General features: G+C 42.3%; 16 protein-coding genes and 1 pseudogene. All 17 read left to right on the top strand.

All coding sequences use genetic code 11. From position 1 onward, the window contains the following. The first annotated feature begins 8 nt into the window (after positions 1 to 8). The 17 genes and pseudogenes from BM359_RS08520 (at position 9) to pgi (ending at position 21,774) form a co-directional block, all read left to right on the top strand. Complete coding sequence (locus tag BM359_RS08520) at positions 9 to 938, top strand: sulfotransferase domain-containing protein (RefSeq protein WP_054491128.1); 930 nt, start codon at positions 9 to 11, stop codon at positions 936 to 938. Positions 939 to 949: 11 nt separating this feature from the next. Continuing rightward, positions 950 to 1,867 carry a glycosyltransferase gene (locus BM359_RS08515; protein ID WP_054491127.1) on the top strand — a complete coding sequence of 306 codons (918 nt, stop codon included), beginning with the start codon at positions 950 to 952 and terminating at the stop codon, positions 1,865 to 1,867. Between the two features lie 52 nt (positions 1,868 to 1,919). Continuing rightward, the gene (locus BM359_RS08510) at positions 1,920 to 2,873 is read left to right on the top strand and encodes a glycosyltransferase family 2 protein (RefSeq protein WP_054491180.1); all 954 of its coding nucleotides are present in this window, start codon (positions 1,920 to 1,922) and stop codon (positions 2,871 to 2,873) included. Positions 2,874 to 2,915: 42 nt separating this feature from the next. Continuing rightward, the gene (locus tag BM359_RS08505) at positions 2,916 to 4,001 is read left to right on the top strand and encodes an EpsG family protein (RefSeq protein ID WP_327077529.1); all 1,086 of its coding nucleotides are present in this window, start codon (positions 2,916 to 2,918) and stop codon (positions 3,999 to 4,001) included. A 50-nt stretch (positions 4,002 to 4,051) separates the two neighbouring features. Beyond that, entirely contained in the window at positions 4,052 to 5,173 is a 1,122-nt protein-coding gene (locus BM359_RS08500; RefSeq protein ID WP_054491125.1) for a glycosyltransferase, read from the top strand. Continuing rightward, positions 5,174 to 6,487, top strand: coding sequence for a nucleotide sugar dehydrogenase (locus BM359_RS08495; RefSeq protein WP_054491124.1), 1,314 nt, complete (start codon positions 5,174 to 5,176; stop codon positions 6,485 to 6,487). Positions 6,488 to 6,493: 6 nt separating this feature from the next. After that, entirely contained in the window at positions 6,494 to 7,750 is a 1,257-nt protein-coding gene (locus tag BM359_RS08490; protein WP_054491123.1) for a glycosyltransferase family 4 protein, read from the top strand. 24 nt (positions 7,751 to 7,774) lie between these two features. Beyond that, positions 7,775 to 8,374, top strand: coding sequence for a sugar transferase (locus tag BM359_RS08485; RefSeq protein ID WP_054491122.1), 600 nt, complete (start codon positions 7,775 to 7,777; stop codon positions 8,372 to 8,374). Further along, complete coding sequence (locus tag BM359_RS08480; RefSeq protein WP_054491121.1) at positions 8,371 to 8,985, top strand: acetyltransferase; 615 nt, start codon at positions 8,371 to 8,373, stop codon at positions 8,983 to 8,985. Before BM359_RS08485 ends, BM359_RS08480 begins: the two co-directional genes overlap by 4 nt. Positions 8,986 to 8,997: 12 nt before the next feature. Then, a complete protein-coding gene (locus BM359_RS08475) occupies positions 8,998 to 10,173 on the top strand; it encodes a DegT/DnrJ/EryC1/StrS family aminotransferase (RefSeq protein ID WP_054491120.1) in 1,176 nt (391 codons plus the stop codon). Positions 10,174 to 10,186: 13 nt separating this feature from the next. After that, positions 10,187 to 11,354, top strand: a pseudogene (locus BM359_RS08470) (nucleotide sugar dehydrogenase). Positions 11,355 to 11,503: 149 nt separating this feature from the next. Further along, positions 11,504 to 14,209 (top strand): SLBB domain-containing protein, encoded by a 2,706-nt coding sequence (locus tag BM359_RS08465; protein ID WP_234972483.1) that lies wholly within the window; start codon positions 11,504 to 11,506, stop codon positions 14,207 to 14,209. A gap of 127 nt (positions 14,210 to 14,336) precedes the next feature. After that, positions 14,337 to 14,633, top strand: coding sequence for a hypothetical protein (locus BM359_RS13140; RefSeq protein ID WP_054491118.1), 297 nt, complete (start codon positions 14,337 to 14,339; stop codon positions 14,631 to 14,633). Between the two features lie 124 nt (positions 14,634 to 14,757). Continuing rightward, positions 14,758 to 15,441 carry a YjbF family lipoprotein gene (locus BM359_RS08455; protein ID WP_054491117.1) on the top strand — a complete coding sequence of 228 codons (684 nt, stop codon included), beginning with the start codon at positions 14,758 to 14,760 and terminating at the stop codon, positions 15,439 to 15,441. Beyond that, a complete protein-coding gene (locus tag BM359_RS08450) occupies positions 15,438 to 18,317 on the top strand; it encodes a YjbH domain-containing protein (RefSeq protein WP_054491116.1) in 2,880 nt (959 codons plus the stop codon). The genes BM359_RS08455 and BM359_RS08450 overlap by 4 nt, the downstream gene beginning before the upstream one ends. A gap of 64 nt (positions 18,318 to 18,381) precedes the next feature. Continuing rightward, complete coding sequence (locus BM359_RS08445; protein ID WP_054491179.1) at positions 18,382 to 20,286, top strand: nucleoside-diphosphate sugar epimerase/dehydratase; 1,905 nt, start codon at positions 18,382 to 18,384, stop codon at positions 20,284 to 20,286. An 18-nt stretch (positions 20,287 to 20,304) separates the two neighbouring features. Beyond that, positions 20,305 to 21,774, top strand: coding sequence for a glucose-6-phosphate isomerase (gene pgi, locus BM359_RS08440; RefSeq protein WP_054491115.1), 1,470 nt, complete (start codon positions 20,305 to 20,307; stop codon positions 21,772 to 21,774). Positions 21,775 to 22,001 lie beyond the last annotated feature (227 nt).

Genomic DNA, 22,001 nt, shown 5'->3' with positions numbered 1-22,001 from the left:
ATTGTTCTATGACTAACGATGTAACAAAAACTCCTGATTTTTTAATTGTGGGTGCTGCAAAATCAGGGACATCCTCATTACACAGCTATTTGAGTAAGCATCCGGATATCTACATGCCGAAAAAACGAAAAGAGCTCTACTTTTGGCATATAGCAACGAATACGAATCGTTCAATAATTAGACATGCCGGAGAAACTAACATACCAACTCGATTGGAGGAGTATCTGGAGTACTTCGAGGGTGCCTGCGAAGGTCAGGTAACGGGCGAGGCTTGCCCGTCTTATTTGTATTTCCATGATCATGTTCTTCGAAATCTCCAGCTCTACCACACAAACTGGAGAAACGTAAAGATCATCATCATCCTTAGAGAACCTGTAAGTCGGATTGTTTCCCAGTATCGATTCGTATGCAAAAAACAATTGGACCCGGAATTTTTAAGCTTCTCAGAATCACTCAAAGCTGAAGCTGATCGGGTGAAGCAGAATGAGTTACTTCCAGACTTGTTTTATAAGGATGTGTCGAAGTATTCAGAACAGGTGGAATTTTATCTGAGAAACTTCAACAACGTACACGTGTGCCTTTATGATGAGCTGAAAAAAAGCCCTAGGAAGCTTCTGGAAAACCTGTGTAGTTTTCTAGAGGTGAATAGCACAAAGTTGCCAGAGTTCGGCTTCGAGGTTGTAAACGCTTCAACCGATGCTAAGAAGCTGAAGTATCCTCTGATTGTACAGAAGGCACGAAGAGCGGGGCGTTTGCTATTGAGGTGGTTGCCTGAGAGATTTAAGGTTTCTTTGAGAGAAAAATTCGAAGGGGCACTATCTGAGCCGGTGATAATTCCGGATGATGAAGTAGGCAGATTAAGAGAAATGTTTCAGGGAGAAATAAAAATATTAGAGACTGTCTTGGATAGAGATCTCTCTTCATGGATGAAAAAGTAAGGACATAGAATTTGTTGACTACCAAACCAAAAATTAGTGTACTTATTCTCACCTTCAATCAGGCTCAGTTCATACAACAAGCGATGCAAAGTGTTGTAGAACAGCAGTCCAATAACTACGAACTGGAGGTTATAGTAACTGACGATGGCTCATCAGATGGAACCGTTGATGTAATTGAGCGCTTTGTTGAGACTTCCTCTGTTCCAATAAAAGTTTTGGCAAAAAAGCATGAGGGCGTGACGGCAATTGCAAAGAATCTATTATCAATGATTAATCTGGCTAATGGAGAGTTTATTGCATTTTTGGCTGGTGATGATTCTTTCTCGCAGAATCGCTTTGATTTGCAACTGAAAAAGTTTGCTGGTAATCCAAATCTAAAAATTAGCTATTCGGATGGCGTTAACTGCATAGATGGTGAGCTTGGTCAGCGTTGCCATTCAGCAGAAACCGTTGATTTGATGAGAAGTGGGAATGCTGAGGAGGTATACAAGCACCTTACATCGCAGACTCCTATTTTGTTCATTCAGGGAGTGCTCGCCAAAGCAGATTTTTTAAAGCGAATTCAACCTTTCGATGTTGACTTAATCGCTGATGACTGGGTCTTCAATATAAAGGTTTTCAATGTTTTGGTTGAATGTGGCGGCGACTTTGATTTCGAACCCAGTATATGTTTTATTCGCAATCTCCATGGTGATAATACATCTAGAAATCTTATCGTGCATTATGAGCGGGTTCGTCAAGTGGCCGAACGATATTGTTCCAATCCAAGGAAAATTAACTCCAAATTCATTGCAAACGCAATTATTGCTGCTTTGAAAGAACGTAATTGGAGAAGTTTATTAGACTTTTCTAAAAAGATTATATTTTATCCTGAGTCTTTTATTTGGATCTTACAAGTGCTTTTTTCTTCACTAATAGCTAAGTTTTGACCGCTATTCAAGTCATTAAATACTTTAAAAAATTATGAAAATCTCCATCGCAATGGCTACCTATAACGGTGCTAAATACTTAAGCGAACAACTTGAAAGTTTCGTGAAGCAAACCCGTCAACCTGATGAGGTAATAATCACAGATGATTGTTCTACCGATCATACAGAAATTATTGTACGCGAGTTTGCTAAAACAGCACCGTTTAACGTCGAGTTTTATCGTAATAACGCAAATCTTGGATATTGCGGCAATTTCAATGCTGCATTGACGAATACATCGGGTGATTTAATTTTTTTGAGTGATCAAGACGATGTTTGGTTTCCTGAAAAAATCGAATTTATGACGAAAGTTGCAGAGAAGAATCCTGATGCTTTGGCTGTTATGAATGATGCTGAACTTACAGACGGAAAACTCAACCCGGTGGGGTTAACCAAACTTGGACAAATGGAATCAGCTGGTATCGGAGTTAATAAATATGTAATGGGTTGTTGCTGCGCTGTTCGTCGCGAATTATTGGATTTATGTTTACCTATTCCTGATAAAACAAAAGGGCACGATAACTGGTTGATAACTTTCGCAGAGGGATTAGCGAAAAAAATAGTAGTTAGAAAAACTTTACAATATTACCGTAGACATGACTCTAATGAATCTCAATTTATTGCAAATAGCATTACACCAGTCTCACGTATTCAATCCTTTAAAGTTAATATAAGTCGTATCCTCACTGAAGATAATAGAAAAGACTACGAAGATAAACTAAACCAACAATATCTAGTTTATTATGGTGTTGATAGAGCATTATTAAATGCTGAAAGTAATAATATTAATAAACTCCAGAATATGAAAATTTCTGTTTTGCTAGAGATTGATCACCAAAAGGAGAGGTTAAGAATTATAAAAAAAGGGGGGCTAGCTAGAGTTTTTTTTGCATCTAAGCTACTTGTCAAAGGTGATTATAATAGATCTAATGGATTTAAGTCTTTTTTGAGAGATATTGTCGGATAGTATTTATCGGTAAGTTTTGTTGCCGTTTTAAGGTAAAATGCTTTGTACTTCTTAGTTTCACATATAATTGCACTAATTTACTCAAAAAGTATATCTCTCTGTAGTAATAAGGTTGAAAGGCTACTCATATATGTATTGCTTATTATGTGGTTAGCATTTCTACCAAGCCTTCAGTTTGGTGTTGGTACTGATTACTTCAGTTATATAAGCATTGTTGAAAATCCGGAAGAGCTTTCAAAATATAGTTATAAAGGTGAGTATTTTTTTTATTACTTAGTTTATTTTTTAACAAGTATTGGATTTCCAAGTCAATCCTTATTTTTCTTTACTAGTCTTCTTATGTCTGTTTTGATAGTTAACTTCTTTAGAAAGCTTGGGGGTGGTAAAGATCTAGCTGTTCTTATATTTACATTCCTTTTTATAACAGGAATGTACCATAACCAACTAAATGGAATTAGGACATATATTTCTGTATATCTTTTTGTAAATGCTCTTCTATATAGATTTGAAGGCCGTAATAAAATATCAGTGTCGCTTTACTTAATGGGCGTTTTATGGCATCAAACTATTATCCCATTTGCAATTTTCTTATTAATTCCAGCTTCTTTATATAAAAGCCTAAGTGAAAAAATGTTGCCGCTATATATTATATCGACATCTTTATTTATTTTAGGCGTCCCATTCTATTTTATTGAGTTTATTGTCTCTGTCTTCTTGCCATTTTACTCTCATTATTTGGAGATGGAGATGAGCGGTGCATCTTTATTAAATATTTTATCAAAAATGTATTATATGCCTGTTCACTTTGTCTTTATTTATATCTATTTAAGGAATAAGGTTAATATTTTAGGTAAATATGAGAGTGTGCTTGTTTTCTTTTGGTCTATTTCGGCTAACTTTTATTTTCTTTTTTTATACTGGGATAACTTCTTTCGAGGGTATCACTATTTTGCTATTTTCAGCATTGTCCCATTTTATTATTTAATTAAATATTTTTTCGGTAAAAGGAGAAAAGCTGAGGTTTTAATCTTAGCGCTGTATGCCTTGACTCCATATGTTTTTAAGGTCATTGTTGTGCCTGTAGGTGAATACTCTTATATGTCAATAATCCACCAAGCCATTCAATGACTTTCATTTTCCACCAGTTTATTAATTTTATTAAGAATGATTAGAAAGCTATGCTTACTCATATTAGCAATAATTACTTAGGGTCAACAGTTCATTCAGAGTTGGCTGCTGCAATAGCGAGAAAGGGGATTGAGTCCCAATTCGTTTACTGTCCTTTACAGAGGGGTTTCAAATGTAATAAGTTGGTGGAGAACCATGATTCAGTAATTGTAGCATCTCCAAGAGTATTTAACAGGTTTATCCGTTATTTCCCTCTTTTTAAAGTATTGTATTCATTTTTAATATTTTGTTTTTTAGTAAAAAAGAGAAAAGTAAAACCTAGCTTTATAATTGCGCATAACCTCTGGTCTGATGGCCTAGTAGCTCTTTTCTATAATTTTTTTACCGGTACGCCATTTATAGTAGCGGTTAGAAATACTGATGTTAACTTTTTCATTCCTAAACTTCCGCATTATCGGTGGTTAGTGAACTGTTTAGTGTCTAAGTCAAAATGGGTTGTTTTCGTTAATAAAATATATGAGAAAAGAGTTAGAGATATATACCCTTCCACTTTTAATAAAATACTCTCCTGCTCCATAATATATAACGGAATTAATCGTGAGTGGTTCCGAATTGGCAAACATTCACCAGACTCAATGAGAAAGCCTCAGGCTTGTTATGTGGGCTCTTTTGTTAAAAACAAAAACCTTAGAAGTAGTGTTCTCGCAATTAAAGAATTACGAGATGAAGGTTTAGAAATTGGTCTTATCGCAATTGGAGGGGAGGTAGAACAATTTCTTAGTGTGACCGGGTTGAGTGTGCTTCCTAATTGGATCGAAGTTCTTCCCCGAATAAATGATAGGAAGCTAATTGGAAAGTATATGCGGCGGTCGAGAGTCTTCTTGATGCCTTCTTTTAGTGAAACTTTTGGCTTAGTTTATATAGAAGCCCTAAGCCAAGGGTGCTGTATAGTTCATTCAAGAGGTGAAGGGATTGATGGTTTATTTAATGAGCCATTTATTAGAGGAGTTTCCCCTCACTCGATAACTAGTATTTCATCTTCGATAAAGAGTTTGGTAATAGATTATCCCAGTGGAGTCTCGAAGTTGGATGTTGAAAGGTTGGTTTATAAATTTAGTTGGGAAAGTATCGCCGACAGGTATCTTGAAATTTTACAAGGGAAGAGTAGCTAAATGTCAAAATCCATTAATCAATTAAGAAAAAAAATTGAATCGAAAAGCGCCGTCATTGGTATATTAGGTCTTGGTTATGTAGGCCAGCCATTATTGCTTAGATATAGCGAACTTGGCTACAACGTAATTGGTTTTGATATAGATGTTAATAAAGTTGAACAGTTGAATAGTGGTTCAAGTAGTATTGAGCATATAGATAATGAAAGAGTCAGAAAAGCAGTAAATTCGGGGTTTGAAGCGAGTGTCGATTTTTCCCGTGTAAGGGAATGTGATGCTTTAATACTATGTGTTCCTACACCATTGAACCGCTATCGCGAACCGGACATGAACTTTATTATAGAAACAGCAGATATGATGAAGCCATATTTGCGCGAGGGCCAAATAGTTTCATTAGAAAGTACAACCTATCCAGGAACGACAGAAGAGATATTGCAGCCGCGGCTTGAAGAGAATGGCTTAATTGTAGGAAAGTCTATTTTTCTAATATATTCGCCTGAGAGAGAGGATCCTGGTAATCCTAATTTTGAAACACGCACGATACCGAAAATTGTTGGTGGCGTTACGGCACAATGTCAGAGTCTTGGGGTTACACTATACGAACAGGCTATTGACCAAGTTGTTCAGGTCAGTTCAACAAAAGTAGCTGAATTAACAAAGCTTTTAGAAAATATCCACCGAGCAGTTAATATTGGTCTGGTGAATGAAATGAAAGTTGTTGCGGATAAAATGGGAATTGACATTTTTGAAGTTATCGATGCTGCGGCGACAAAGCCTTTTGGCTTTACCGCATACTATCCGGGACCAGGCTTAGGCGGACACTGCATACCAATCGATCCGTACTACCTTACATGGAAGGCACGAGAGTATGGATTAAACACGCGCTTTATTGAGCTATCAGGAGAAGTGAATAGAGCTATGCCTGAGTTTGTTATAGGCAAATTGATGGATGGGTTGAATAACCTAGGAAAAGCATTAAGTAAGAGTAAAATATTGGTACTTGGGATTGCGTACAAGAAAAATGTTGATGATATGAGAGAGTCGCCTTCAGTAGAAATTTTGGATCTAATCCGAAAGAAAGGAGCTGAGGTTCATTACTCCGATCCTTATGTCTCAACTTTTGGTCCGTTAAAAGCTTACAATTACTCCTTAACTTCTAAGGACATTACAGCAAAAACTCTTTCTGAATATGATGCTGTGTTGTTAACAACTGATCACGATAAGTTCGATTACGATTTAATCGCGGAAAATGCATCCCTAATTATCGATACTCGGGGTCGATTCCGTGGAAATAATAGTAATGTAGTAAAAGCTTAACTAATAATGATAATTATATATCTCCACCAGTATTTCAATACCCCTGATATGCCTGGGGGAACTCGTTCTTATGAAATGGCTCGCCGAATGGTAAAAGCGGGCCATAGCGTTCATATAATTACAAGTTTTCGAGAAGAGAAGCCTCCGAGAAAGGAATGGTTTCAAACGGATGAAGAAGGTATTCAAGTTCATTGGTACCCTGTTCGCTACTCAAATAGCATGGGTTTTGTAAATAGAATTAAAGCTTTTTTTACATTTGCGTTGGCTGCACGTAAGAAGGCTTTAGAAATAGACGCGGATCTTATCTTTGCAACCAGCACCCCGCTAACTATAGCTTTACCTGCTATACCTGCTGCGCGAAAGAAAAATATTCCACTAGTGTTTGAAGTGAGAGATCTTTGGCCTGAAATGCCTATCGCAATAGGGGCGCTAAAACATCCGGTGCTTCGGTATTTTGCTAAGAAGCTGGAATATTGGGCCTACCATAGTTCTGAAGCAGTCGTGGCTTTGTCCCCAGGAATGAAAGAAGGTGTAATGCGAACTGGGTATCCCGCCAATAGAATTGGTGTAATTCCGAACGGTAGCGATAACATAGAATTCTCTTATGATATTGAGCGAGCCGCTCGTTTTCGCTCTAAACGCGAATGGTTAGGCGACGCGCCATTACTTGTCTATGCCGGCACTTTTGGGCAAGTTAATGGTGTTGTCTATATGGTTGAGCTTGCTAAAGCATTGTTGGGCATTGGGTCGGATATTAAAATTATTTTGGTTGGTGATGGGAGTGAACGAGAAGGTGTTATAAGTGCAGCTAAAAGTTCAAATGTTTACGAAGTAAACCTTTTTATTGAACCTCCCCTCCCGAAAAAAGAGATCGCCTCACTGTTTAGTGCTGCGACAATGGCATCGAATCTTGTTATAGATTTACCCGAAGCAAGGGCTAACTCCGCAAATAAGTTTTTTGATACGTTGGCATCTGGAAGGCCTGTTTTTCTGAACCATGGTGGATGGATGCACGATATAGTGAATAAAAAGGAGTGTGGTTTAGCTATGTGGGGAGTGCCAATTAAGGAAGTAGCTAAAATATTAGATGTTAAAATGCATGACTTACGTTGGCTAGAAGAAACAGGGCAAGCAGCTCGAAAACTTGCTGAAGAATATTTTGCTCGGGATATACTAGCAAAACAGCTGATGGATATTCTAAAAGTAGCGTCGCAGGAAGAAGGCTATAAGGCTGAAGCAATTTCTCCAGGCAATTATGCTTAAGACTAGAAATAAGTAAACACAACTATGCTAAAGAGATTATTTGACATTCTCATCTCATCTACTTGCATGATTATATTGTCACCAATAATTCTAATAATATATTGGCAAGTTGCGCGTAAGTTAGGAGCGCCCGTTTTATTTAAACAAATTAGACCAGGGCTTTCCGCTCACCCTTTCGAAATGATTAAATTTCGAACTATGCGGGATGCTTTTGATAAACATGGTAATCCATTACCTGACTCAGAAAGAATGACTTCTTTTGGCCGACTTTTACGTTCAACTAGCCTAGATGAATTGCCGGAGTTATGGAACGTATTAAAAGGTGACATGAGCCTTGTTGGACCGCGCCCCCTGTTGATGGAATATTTACCACTTTATTCTGAAAAACAGTTTCGTCGTCATGAAGTTAGGCCAGGAATAACCGGTTTGGCACAAGTAAATGGACGCAATACACTTTCTTGGGAAGATAAGTTTAAACTCGATGTTTGGTATGTTGATAATCGATCATTTTGGCTGGATATCAAAATTCTTTTCATGACGGTTAAAAAAGTTTTTATACGGGAGGGTATTTCTGCTTCCGATCATATTACTGCTGAAAAATTTAAGGGTTCTGATAATAAATGAAGCGTCTTGCTATTATAGGGGCTAGCGGGCACGGCAAAGTTGTTGCTGATGTAGCAATCGCTGCTGGAGTTGGCTCAATTTCTTTCTATGATGATAAAGCACCTGATATAAAAAGACTTGGTCAATTTAAAGTTGTTGGTAACACAGGTGACGCTATCCAAGATTCGGGGCTTTATGATTCTGTTATTGTTGCTATTGGCAATGCGCAAACAAGAGAAAAAATTCAGAAGCAACTAGTTAAAGTCTCGTCAGCTATTGTACATCCGGCATCCGTTATAGGTAGTGATGTTCATCTAGGTGAGGGAACTGTTGTAATGCCCGGTGCGATAATTAACGCCGGCGTTCAAATTGGTTCTGGAGCAATCATTAATAGTGGCGCTGTAATAGAACATGATTGTTGTCTTGGTGATTTTGTCCACGTATGTCCAAATGCGTCGATTGCTGGGGGGGTCACTATTGGAAGCCACAGCTGGATTGGGATTGGAGCTTCAGTTATTCAATCCGTCTTGATAGGTGAGTACGCGACAGTTGGGGCGGGAGCTGTCGTTATACATAAAGTTGCTGATAATCAAACGGTAATAGGTATCCCTGCGAAGCCTACTAATAAATAAAACGGGTAATTTATGTTAAATACACCTTTTTCGCCTTGGCCTAATTTCTCGAAAGAAGAAGCTGAAGCTGCGAAAAATATTATTTTATCGAATAAAGTAAATTATTGGACTGGCCAAGAGGGTCGAAACTTTGAAAAAGAGTTTGCTGAATATACCGACTGTAAATACTCCGTTGCGCTAGGTAATGGTACGCAAGCGTTAGATTTAGCATTAATTGCATTAGGTGTTGGTGATGGTGACGAAGTTATAGTGACGCCTCGTACCTTTTTGGCGTCGGTATCATCGGTAGTAATAGCTGGGGCGAAGCCAGTGTTTGTCGATGTTGATCGTGATAGTCAGAATATTGAAGCTGAAAATATAAAAGGTGCGATAACAGAAAAAACAAAAGCCGTTATTGTGGTACACTTGGCTGGCCGATCAGCGGATATGGATCCGATAATGGAGTTAGCTCAGCTGCACGGGTTTTATGTGATTGAAGACTGTGCTCAAGCGCATGGAGCTAAATATAAAGAGCGTTCAGTTGGAAGTATTGGACATATTGGTGCCTGGTCATTTTGCCAAGACAAGATTATGACAACTGGTGGTGAGGGTGGAATGGTCACCACTAATGATGAGAAGTTATGGCGGAAAATGTGGTCATACAAAGATCACGGAAAGAGTTACGAAGCAGTTTACGAGAGAGAGCATCCGGCAGGGTTTCGCTGGCTGCATGAAAGTTTTGGTACGAATTGGCGTATGACTGAAGTTCAGGCTGCTATAGGGCGTATTCAGCTTACTCGAATGCATTGGTGGATGGAAAAGCGTCAAAACAATGCTGCAGCCATTACCGCTGTATGTAGTGAATTCAACTGTGTTAGAACTCCAACCGTGCCTGAGTATATAGAGCATGCTTGTTATAAGCATTACTGCTTTGTAGAACCTAAGAATTTAGCAAAAGGTTGGACACGCGACCGTATAGTTAATGAAATAGTTGAGCGAGGCCTTCCCTGCATGCAAGGCTCATGTTCCGAAGTTTATTTAGAAAGGGCTTTTGATGGTACTGGTTTTCGCCCAAGTGAGAGATTACCAGTTGCTAAAGAGCTTGGTGAAACCAGTCTAATGTTTTTAGTGCATCCAACCTTAACTAAAAAAGAAGTAGAAAAAACTTGTTCCGTCATTAAAGACGTGCTTTCTCAGGCACAAAAATAAGTAGGATGTCGGTATGAAAATAGCCGTAGTAGGAACAGGGTATGTGGGGTTATCAAATGCAGTGTTACTTGCACAGCATAATGAAGTGGCAGCAGTTGATATTGTTAGTGACAAAGTAGATTTGATTAATGCTGGACTATCTCCTATTGAAGATAAGGAAATCACTGAATTTTTGAGCAATAGACATCTGCGATTAAAGGCAACCCTAAACCCGGAAGGAGCCTATACAAATGCTGATTATGTAGTCATCGCTACGCCAACCGACTACGATCCAGAAACCAACTATTTCAATACCAGTAGCGTAGAGGCGGTTATTGCTCAAGTTAAGCAAATTAATCCGGACGCGGTTATGGTGATTAAGTCGACCATACCGGTTGGCTATACCCAAATGCTGAAAGAAAAAATGGGTACCGATAACATCATTTTCTCACCGGAATTTTTGCGTGAAGGTAAAGCTCTATTATGACAACCTGTATCCTTCTCGCATTATTGTGGGTGAGCGCTCAAAGCGCGCTGAAACTTTTGCGAACTTATTGAAGAAGGGCGCGATTAAAGAAGACGTTCCAACTCTGTGTACTGACAGTACCGAAGCTGAGGCTATTAAGCTATTTGCTAACACTTACTTGGCGATGCGTGTTGCTTACTTTAATGAGTTAGATACTTACTCAGAAGTGCATGGGTTGGATACGCGACAGATTATTGAAGGTGTCGGCTTAGATTCACGTATTGGTTGTCATTATAATAATCCAAGCTTTGGTTATGGCGGTTACTGCTTACCGAAAGACACTAAACAGCTGTTAGCGAACTACGGACATGTACCACAAAATATAATGCGAGCCGTGGTAGACGCTAACCGCACCCGAAAAGATTTTATTGCCGACAGCATTATTGCTCGCAAACCTAAAGTGGTGGGTATATACCGCTTAGTGATGAAACAAGATTCTGACAACTTCCGTGCTTCAGCAATTCAGGGCGTTATGAAACGTATTAAAGCCAAGGGGATTGAAGTCATAGTGTACGAGCCAGTATTAGAAGAAGATAAGTTTTATAATTCGCGTGTTGTGAATGACTTTGAAGCATTCAAAGCTGAAGCGGAAGTGATTGTCTCGAATCGCATGGCGCCGGAGCTTCAAGATGTTGCTAGCAAGGTCTACACACGGGACTTATTTGGAAACGATTAAAGTATGGTCAATGTATTGTAAGTTAACATAGCTTTTTACCAAGCCAACTTATACCATACGATGTTATTTAGAGCGTTACACGTAAAAGGGGAAATACGTTGCACTCGTTGAAATCTTTCATGTCTAGTATTGTGTCTTATGGGGCACTTTTGGTCCTAGTTGCATCTACTTTAGGCTCAATAGATAGCGTTAACGCGCAATCTATGCCTAGCCAGTCCCAAATTGAGCAGTTAAAAAGCTTACCTCGATCACAGCAGGAAGCTTTGGCGAGGCAGTTTGGTATTGACCCAAGTATGCTGGATCAAATTAATAATCAGTCATCTAGCTCATCAGACCAAAAGCAAGAGCAAGAAAGCGTCGTTTTCCCTAGAGGTACGCGTTTTGACGATAACGGTGACCCGATAATACCAGAAGACCTGGAAGAGCAATTTACACGTGATAAAGATGAGCTAAAGCCCTTTGGATATGAACTTTTTGCTGGTGAACCAAAGTCATTTTCTCCTACCGGTTATGCCCCTGTGCCTTCCAGTTATATTATGGGTGTGGGCGATACCATTAAAGTGCAGCTTTTTGGCAAGGAAAACCGTAGTTATGACTTAACGATAGATCGCGAAGGTAAAGTCGTTATTCCGGACTTAGGTGAGCTAAATGTTGCCGGTTTAAGCTACACGCTTATGCAAGAGCTTATTCAAAGCCAGGTTAAGGAACGTTTAATTGGCTTTAACGCCGCTGTTTCTATGGGTGAGCTGCGTTCTATTCAGGTGTTTATTGCTGGCGAGGCTTATAAACCGGGCTCTTATACTATTAGCTCTCTGTCGACCATTAGCCAGGCTTTATACTTGGCTGGCGGCTTTTCTGATATTGCCTCGTTACGCTCTATTCGTTTGATGCGTGCGGGTGAGGTGGTTTCAGACTTCGATCTATACGACCTGTTACTAAAAGGCGACGCTTCGGACGACAAAATGCTGCAAAGTGGCGATGTGGTCTTTATACCTACCCGTGGCGATATGGTTACTGTTAAAGGTGAAGTAAAACGCCCCGCACTGTATGAGCTAAAAGGCGATGAAACTCTAAAAGATGCAATTCGTTTCGCAGGCGGAAGTGAAGACAGCGCCTATTTATCGTCTGCACAACTGCAACGTATTGTTAAAGGTAAACGGCTAATTAGCACGGTGGACTTAACTTCTGAAAGGCACCTAAACAAAGAGCTACAAGGCGGTGATGTTTTAACATTGCGTGAGGTTTCGGATTCTTTAGATAACAGCTTACTATTGGTTGGCGCGGTTACTCGGCCTGGGCATTATGAGTGGTATGAAGGCATACGACTTAATGATGTTTTGCGGGACAGTCGTCATGACCTTTTAGAGCAGGCAGATTTAGCCTACGGATTGGTAGTACGTGAAACTGGCCCCCAACGTGATCTAAGCTTGTACCAGTTTAACGTGGCGGAGGCTATTAGCGGTATAACAGAAGAGAATCTCGTACTAGAAGAGCGTGATCAAATTGTTATTTTTAGTCGCTATCAAACCGAAGAACAAGAAGAGCAACAACTGTCGCGCTTTACTTTAACAGAGCAAGAACGCCAGGCCGACGAAAGGCAAGAAATGTTAGCTGAATATCGGCAGGCCTTTTTGAAAGATTTAGTGCAGTCGAAGACAGCCAGTGAAGAAGACGAGCGTAAGCGCTTAGAGGAAGAGCGGCAGAGGACACCTTTAGCTGATTTGTTTGGCTCGCCTGACGAAGACGATGTGGATATTGCTGATGAAGATTTAGCGCTTTATTCTCGCGATAAGCTGTTAGAGCCTATTATGCAGCGCATTGAACGCCAGCGCACCAGTAATGGTAATACGCCACTGGTGTACGTAGCGGGTGAGGTTAACCACCCGGGGGTGTATCCTTTAGTGGAAAATGCCAGTGTCAGCCGTTTATTAGATGCAGCTGGTGGAGTTAAAGACTCGGCTTACCTTAAACGTGCCGAGGTGACTCGTTTTGAATTTAACAAAGATACCGCCCAGACTGATTATCTTTCCGTTGCTTTGAAAGACGTTTTAAATGGGGAGGCGGATGTGCCGTTACAAGGTCGTGACCGTTTAAACGTGTTGAGTATTCCAGAGTGGCAGAATACTTATGAGGTAACTTTAAAAGGTGAAGTTCGCTTCCCGGGCACTTATGCCATAAAGCGTGGCGAAACTTTAACGCAGCTTATTGAGCGAGCCGGTGGTTTTACTGACCATGCTTTTATAGAAGGCGCTGTGTTCACTCGTGAAGAACTGCGCAAGCAAGAACAGGAACGTAAGAAGATTCTGGCGCAGGAACTGCAGCGAGAAGTAGTCAGTAATATGCTAACCGGTACGGGTGATAGCAGAGTTTCCTACAGCGAAGTTCGGACCTTACTGGCTGATTTACTATCGGCAGAGCCCGTTGGCCGTTTAATTATGGACTTACCCAAGCTGCTGGCTGGTAACGGAGCCAATAATGTGCAGCTGAAAGACGGCGATACTTTGCATGTACCATCCCGAAAAGACTCCATTAGTATAATGGGCGAAGTGCAGATGGCTACTTCGTACCGATTTGATCCGGAACTTACCGTTGACGAGTATATTAGTCGTAGTGGTGGTACCAAAGAAAAAGCTGACGAGGGGCGGATTTATATTGTTAAAGCCAATGGCGCTATAGAGCGTTATGAAGGCGGCAGCAGTTGGTTTAGCTTTAGCAGTAATTCTCAGCTAGGTCCTGGTGATACTATTATTGTGCCTATGGATACAACTTATACTGAGAATCTGGAGCTTTGGTCACAGGTGACTGGAATTATCTATAACTCAGCTGTGGCTATTGCGGCTATTAACGGCCTTTAAGTGAAAAGTCATGTAAATGCCGTTTGCATTTTAATGCGTGGCGGCATACTATGAAAGTTGCTGTTAACTGGAATGTTTTCAGTCACAGCGATACATGTATCTATATCTCTGGAGTGAGGTGAATATTATGAAAACTTTAGCATTAGCAATTGCTGCAGCGTTAGGCTTAGCAGTAACGCCAGTAATGGCACAGCAAGGTGCTGCTGGCGCGAACGCTTCTGAAAGCGGCGCAGGCGGCTTATCAACTGAAGCATGGGTATTTGCTGGTGTTGCAGCGGCAGCTACTGTAGCTGTTATCTCTGACAGTTCATCTAACGCTATCAATGATGATGACGATGATGACGATGATGATGATGATGAAACACCGCCAACTACTACATCAACATCTACTACTACATCGACTGTTACTACTACAGGTATGTAACACCTAGGGGTGTTAGTGAAGCGCTTCAGTAACACCGATAAGATGAATAGTGATAAAATACCGCCGTTGGGCGGTATTTTTTTATCCACCAAAAATAAACTTTGGCTAAACAAGAGATTCACAAATGTTAATTCGTTACTGCCTGCTGACCTTTTTTGTTGCCATGATCTATGGCTGTACTGCGGTGACCGACGAAGTACGCAAAACGGTTGAGTATGCCTTTTCTGAAGCCCAAGACGCTGAGCTGTCACCGAAAAGAATAAAGACATTTCCTTATACTTCTTTATATGTGCAATGGCAGGGTGAACCAAGAATACTAGTGGTACTTGGGTTTGTGGATAAGCCAGATGACTGGCACTTTATTACGGCCGAAAAAGAGACGCTAGTTTTGAGAGATGGGCGAGTTATTCGGACACAAGACTTAAAACATAATTTATTGGCAATATCGAAACTCAGCAAAGACCCACTGAAGTGTATTGTTACTGAACCTGCTAACTGCCAAACCACTTGGCAGCGTGAATATGATTACCAACTAGATGGTCAATCGGTAAGCCGGAAAGTGGCCTCTAAGTTTTATGTAAAAGAAAAACAAGTACTTGAACTTCCTTTTGGCAAAGTTAGAGTTACTTTGGTAGAAGAAAAGGGTCATTACGAATTAACGGGCCAGGCTTTTACCAATCGCTTTTGGGTTGAAGAAGATGGCCACGTGGTAAAAAGCCAGCAGCAATTATTTGCCGATAGAGAGCCATTAACATTAACTCAGGTGACCTGGATAGGTCGTGACTATTCTAATAACGAAGCTGAATGAGCCAATCCATGACAAATACCTTGCTAGTTTTTTCCGCATTAACTTTGTTTTTGATGTCTATAGTGCCAGTTAAGGCCGAAACACAAAAGATTGCATTTGAAGGCCCAGTTCGTTTGCAGCAGGCGTTATCTGACCTGCAAGAACAGGGGCTTCTGGAGAATGTTTATTGGCCAGCGGTTCGGCTAGTTAAAACAGATGAACAGGATGATGTAAGCCAGCAGAAAAGAGAGGTGCTGGCACAACTGGCTGAACTTGAGCGTTATTGGCAAAGTCGAAGAGAAGCGAGCAAAGCAGAGGCCGCTGCTATGCTGTCAGGACAAATAAGAGGTTGGCAACTTGGTAAGCAGCCTTGGGGAGAAATAAGCATAGAGCAGGCAAGGCAACGCTTGGCAGATAACCCTTTGCTACCAGAGGGCAACTACGAGTTAGTGGTCTCTGAAAGGCCTAATTCAATTTACGTATTTGGTTTAGTTTCAAAGCCCGGGAGTTATCAGTTTCATACCGGGAAAACAGTAGCCAACTGGTTAGATAGCATTGACGAGCAAGTGTCTTTACTTGAATCATATAATAAAGAAACAGCGGTAAAGGTATCTGTTGCGGAGCAAAAAGAAAGTAACTGGAGTTATTATAAACAGGATAATACAGAGCTATTACCGGGTGACATTTTGTGGTTGGGTTTTGAAAAGAATCAGTTGCCTCCTAAGTTCAAAAATTTAGATAAGAACGTTCGTGATTTATTAACGCACTTTGTGACAAACGAATCTGTAAGTGCTGAAACGAATGCACCTTTACATAAAGTGCGTTTTGCCCCTACGCCGGAAAGACACTGGTCGCGTCTAGATTTGCAGCCGAGTTATAACAACTACGGTTCAGTCGGTTTAATGCAAAACCCGACAGCTCGTATGGCAAAAGAGGGCCAACTAGCCATTACCTACAGTGATATAGAAGAGTACCGCCGTTACACTGTTAATTTGCAACTTTTACCTTGGCTGGAAGCCACAGCATTTTATACACGCTTCCCTAATCGCTTATATAGTGAGTTTCCGGGCTTTAGTGGGGATAATATATTGACGGACAAGGGCTTTGATGTAAAAGCTAGGCTTTGGAAAGAAAGCTATTGGTTACCTGAAGTTAGCCTTGGTTTCCGTGACTTAGCCGGGACAGGGCTGTTCGATGCGGAGTATATTGTTGGCAGCAAGCGCTTTGGTCCCGTTGATATTAGCTTGGGGTTAGGGTTTGGTCGTTTAGGAACGTACGATAATATAACAAACCCATTTTGTGAATTAGCTGATGATTACTGTCGCAGAGAGCCTCGTTTTAGCGGACGAGGCGGAAAACTCGAGTATGATCAATGGTTCACTGGTACTACTTCGTTTTTTGGTGGTATAGAGTACCAGACTCCTTGGGAGCCTCTGAGTTTAAAAGCCGAGTATGAAGGTAATGACTACAGTGATGACCAGGCTGGTGTCCCCATTAAACCGGACAGTCGTTGGAATTTTGGTGCGAACTACCAGGTAACCGAGTACTTCGATGTGCAGCTAAGTTACGAGCGTGGCGATACTCTAATGTTTAACTTTAGTCTGAGAACAAACTTTAACGAGTTGAATCAGGTTAAAACTATGCCGGATAAAACTCCGCCACAAAAGCCAAAAGCAGACAAGTTAAGCGATGTAAGTTGGACAGCGCTTCGCAGTGAGCTGCGTAAGCAGGGTGCCTTTAGTGGAGCGCGCTTTGCAGCAACAGATGATGAAGTGACGATGTATGCATACCACCATCGTTTCCGTAATAGTAATGAGGCTTATGATCGCGCCGCCAGGGTTTTGTCTGCTGAACTGCCGGACTCAGTAAAGACATACAATATTGTGGACCAGGTGCTGTTTGAGCCTAACGTTAACACTCAAGTTCAGGCGCAAGATTTTAAACGCCGCATTCGTAACGAGGACCCGAGTAAAACCGTTGAGGAAACCGAAGAGCTGTTCACTCGCGTTTATCCGGAAGGAAAACCAGATAAAGACAGCGAAAAATGGAAGCTCAACCCAGATTACCACTTTAGCAATAGTTATGGCTTAAAGCCTTTTTTCCAGCAGGACTTTGGTAGCCCTGAAAACTTTCATACCTACCAGTTAGGCGTTTATGCTTTTGGTAAGCGTTGGCTAACAGAAAATTTGGAAGTGTTTGCTGAAGCTGGGATCAACCTCGCGAATAACTACGACGAGTTTAACTTCCTGGGTGGTGGCCCTTCTCAGCTACCAGAAGTGCGTACGCAGGTGCGCCGCTACGTTCAAAACGATGTTTGGCTAGACTCTGCTCAGGTAACTTATCATAAACGTTTGGGGCAGGATTGGTTTGCTATGGCCTATGCTGGTTACCTTGAGCGGATGTTTGGTGGTGCCGGTGCCGAAGTACTGTATCGACCCATAGACAGCCCATGGGCGTTCGGCGCCCACGTTAACCGGGTGCGTCAGCGAAACTTTACCGGTGGTAGCGGTTTCTTAGACTATGAGGTGACGACTGGTTTTGTCAGTGCTTATTATCAAATGCCTTGGTTGTCAGATACCTTACTACAGTTAGATTTTGGGCAATTCCTAGCGGGTGACCAAGGTGTTAACGTAACCTTACAGAAGCGGTTTGACAGTGGTGTGGTAGCCGGAGCTTTTGCGGCATTTACCGATGTGTCTTCCGAGGAATACGGCGAAGGCAGCTTTACTAAAGGCTTCTTCATTAGTATTCCGTTTGACTTAATGAGTGTACGGAATACCCGTGAGCGTGTTGGTTTCAGTTGGATTCCATTGTCACGTAATGGTGGCCAACAGTTGCATCGAAGGGCTCGCTTATACGACTATACCGATGACAGATCACCTTTTTATAACCGTTAATGTGGTATGATCTTTTCAGGCTTTTAAAGGAAGGGAGCACTTTTTGAAAGCATTAAAAGTGTTAATGCAGTTACCGCGTAATGTAAAACGTGGCATTGGCCTGGTAATTGACGTGGCGTCAATTACCGTAGCCATGCTTGCCGCGTACCTACTGAGTTTTGATGCCATTATGCCGCTGCGGTGGTCTCAATGGTTAATTCTGGCTGGTTTGGTAATGGGTATCACCTTGCTGGCCTTTATTCGCTTCGGGCTTTATCGCGCGGTAGTGCGTTATGTTGGCTTTAAAGTGCTGAGCCTGGTGTTTTTTACGGTCATATTAAGCGGTGCTTTGCTGGTTTTAGGCGCGCTATGGATGGGTATTGCTTTGCCGGTTTCCGCCGTAGTGAACTACGTATTGATAGCGTTCTTGTTAACTGGTGGCAGCCGTTTGATTGTTCGTGAAGCCTATCAACGGGTTATGAGCCGCCAAAAAGACCGAGTAGCCATTTACGGAGCAGGTTCTGCTGGCCGCCAGTTGGCCCAGGCGCTGTCAAACGGTGACGAATTTCACCCCGTATTGTTTGTGGACGACGACAGTGGTTTGCAGGGCACCTCTGTGCTGGGGTTAAAAGTTATTGCGCCAAAGGATATAGAGTGCGCTATTCGTGATTTAGACATTCACCGTATTCTGCTGGCGTTACCCAGTACCTTGCGTTCGCGCAGACGTCAAATACTAGACGCCTTAGAAACTTTACCCGTAAAAGTGCAAACTGTGCCGGGTATGGCCGACATGGTAAATGGGGACTTGTCCATTGATCAGTTGCAGGACGTTAAAGTCGAAGACTTACTGGGGCGTGACCCGGTGACTCCCGCACCGCAGTTAATGGAAAAGCACATTACAGGGCAAACTGTACTGGTAACCGGTGCCGGTGGTTCTATTGGCTCGGAACTTTGCCGACAGATATTAAAACAGCGACCTAAAGCCCTGGTTTTGTATGAGCTGTCAGAGTTTGCTTTATACGCCATTGAACGTGAGTTAACTCAAACATGCCGACAGCAGGGCATAGGTGCCGAAATCATTCCGGTAATAGGCACAGTACAGCGACGCAACCGCATAGAAACGGTTCTGAAAACCTTTGCTGTCGACACCGTTTACCACGCAGCAGCCTATAAACACGTACCCTTGGTTGAGTACAATATGGTCGAAGGTGTGCGCAATAACGTGTTTGGCACCTGGCATACGGCAGAAGCAGCTATTTCAGCCGGTGTTAAGCAGTTTGTATTAATATCTACTGACAAAGCTGTTCGACCTACCAATGTAATGGGTACAACTAAGCGCCTGTCAGAGTTGGTTCTTCAAGGGTTGGCTCAGCGGCAGCCTAAAACACGGTTTTCTATGGTGCGCTTCGGTAATGTTCTGGGCTCTTCAGGCTCGGTGGTTCCGTTGTTTAAAGAACAAATAGAACATGGTGGCCCGGTAACCGTGACTCACCCCGACATTACCCGCTTTTTTATGACCATACCAGAAGCCGCGCAGCTAGTGATTCAGGCTGGAACTATGGGCCACTCAGGCTCGGTATTTGTGCTGGATATGGGCGACTCAGTCAAAATTGTGGATTTAGCCCGTAAAATGATTCGGCTTTCCGGCCTTGAAGAGAAGACTGAGAAAAATCCGCACGGTGACATTGCTATTGAGTTTACCGGCTTACGCCCCGGCGAGAAGCTCTATGAAGAGCTGTTAATTGGTGACAACGTAGAAGCCAGCGACCACCCCCGTATTTTGCGTGCCAATGAACAGGCTTTAAGTTGGGATGAAATGGAGAAGTTGCTGGGGCTATTAGACGACGCCTGCCAGCGTTTTGCTATTGATGAGCTACGCCAGTTACTACTGGATGCTCCAACTGGGTATGCACCGCTTGATGACCATATTTGTGACGTAATTTGGAATAAACACCGTACCTGCAGTGATGATGAGACCGATGTTGCGTGATGGGAAATGGATGAAACAATGATTAAAAACGGACCTTTTTTAGCCTTAGATACCAGTTATCAAAAACTTTCAGTCGATGAGCTTATTGACGCTGTTGGCGAGCGCTTACCTAAGAACTTTGATGAATACCGTCAGCAATTGTGCTGTGGTGAATACCGAAACCTCAGTGAAGATCGCCCGGTTACCCATGTACTCAGCCGCTCTGTTCATGCTGTAGCCAAACAAAGCAACCGCAAAACCCGCTTTGTCGATACCGTCCAAAAGCTACGTTCCGGCCGTTGGTTAGGCAGTACCGGGAAACCCATTACCGATGTGGTGAACATTGGTGTGGGCGGTTCTGATTTAGGCCCTCAAATGGGGGCCTTTGCCTTGCGCGAATTCGCGAATGATGCCGCTTTGCATGACTTACAGGTGCATTTTGTGTCCTCTATGGACGGCGGCCAGCTATATGCTGTTCTGCCTATTGTTGATCCGGAAACGACCTTATTTATTGTTTCCTCTAAGTCATTTAGCACGGTTGATACCTTTGCCAATGTAGACACCGTACGCAAGTGGATAGAGCCTGCGCTCACTCAGGAACAATGGCTGGAAAAGCATGTAATTGGTGTGTCGGCTAATGGACAGGCTATGACTGACTATGGCATACCACCGGCTCAACAATTCACTTTTGGTGAAGGGGTTGGCGGGCGATTTTCATTGTGGTCGGCATTAGGTTTAAGCATTGCTTTAACCACAGGTATGCGACCTTTTGAGCGCATGCTGGAAGGTGCAAAAGCCCTGGATGAACACTTTTTAGAAGAACCATTGGAAGACAACTTGCCGGTGTTGTTGGCGCTTTATGGGGTGTATAACCGCGAACAACTGGGCATAAACAACCTGGCTATTTTGCCGTATGACGGCCGCTTACGTATGTTGCCTAACTACCTGCAACAACTGGATATGGAAAGTAACGGTAAGCAGTCAACGGCCGATAATAAAGCTATTGATTACCCAACCGGGCCTATTATTTGGGGCGGTTTTGGGCCAAACGGGCAGCATGCGTTTTTTCAGCACTTGCACCAGGGCTACGATGAATTTACCGCGGACTTTGTCGCGGTACTAAAACGCGAAGCCCCGGGTTTTGAGAAAGCGGTGCAGGACGGCCTGGCAGAGCAGCAGCGGCTGGCAGTAGCCAACTGTTTGGCGCACCGTCGTTTAATGTGGGAAGGTAGCGAGAATAAAACTTCACCACGTGACAATTACCCGGGCGGGCATCCGTCTAACTTATTAATAATGGATGAACTGACACCGGAAAGTTTTGGTGCCTTAATAGCCACTTACGAACATAAAGTGTTTACTCAGGGGGTTATCTGGAACCTGAACAGCTTTGATCAGCCGGGTGTGGAGAGAGGTAAGGAAATTGCCATGGATTTACTGAGCGTACTGGATGGCGAAAGCGATGAGTCCTTTGACGAAAGTACGGATGCAATAATTCAGAGAATGAGATGATGTAGCCTGATGAGATGGTCCCCTCCCTCCTAAGCGGCATCGCAATGTGCCAATATAGAGTTTCGAAGATTCTATAGAACGGAGTGGAGAGGACCAATGGCTATTGTAAACAGAATTGCCCTGGATTTGGCAAAGGATTTTATTCAGGTTTTGGCGCTGGATGAAAATGAGCAGGAAGTTTTTAATAAAAAGCTGCGCAGCAATAAGGTGTTAGCGAAGCTGGCGAC

Source organism: Idiomarina abyssalis (assembly GCF_900116625.1).
GTDB lineage: Bacteria > Pseudomonadota > Gammaproteobacteria > Enterobacterales > Alteromonadaceae > Idiomarina > Idiomarina abyssalis.
The sequence above is the reverse complement of the archived record's forward strand: the minus strand, read 5'-3'. Positions and strand labels throughout refer to the sequence as shown.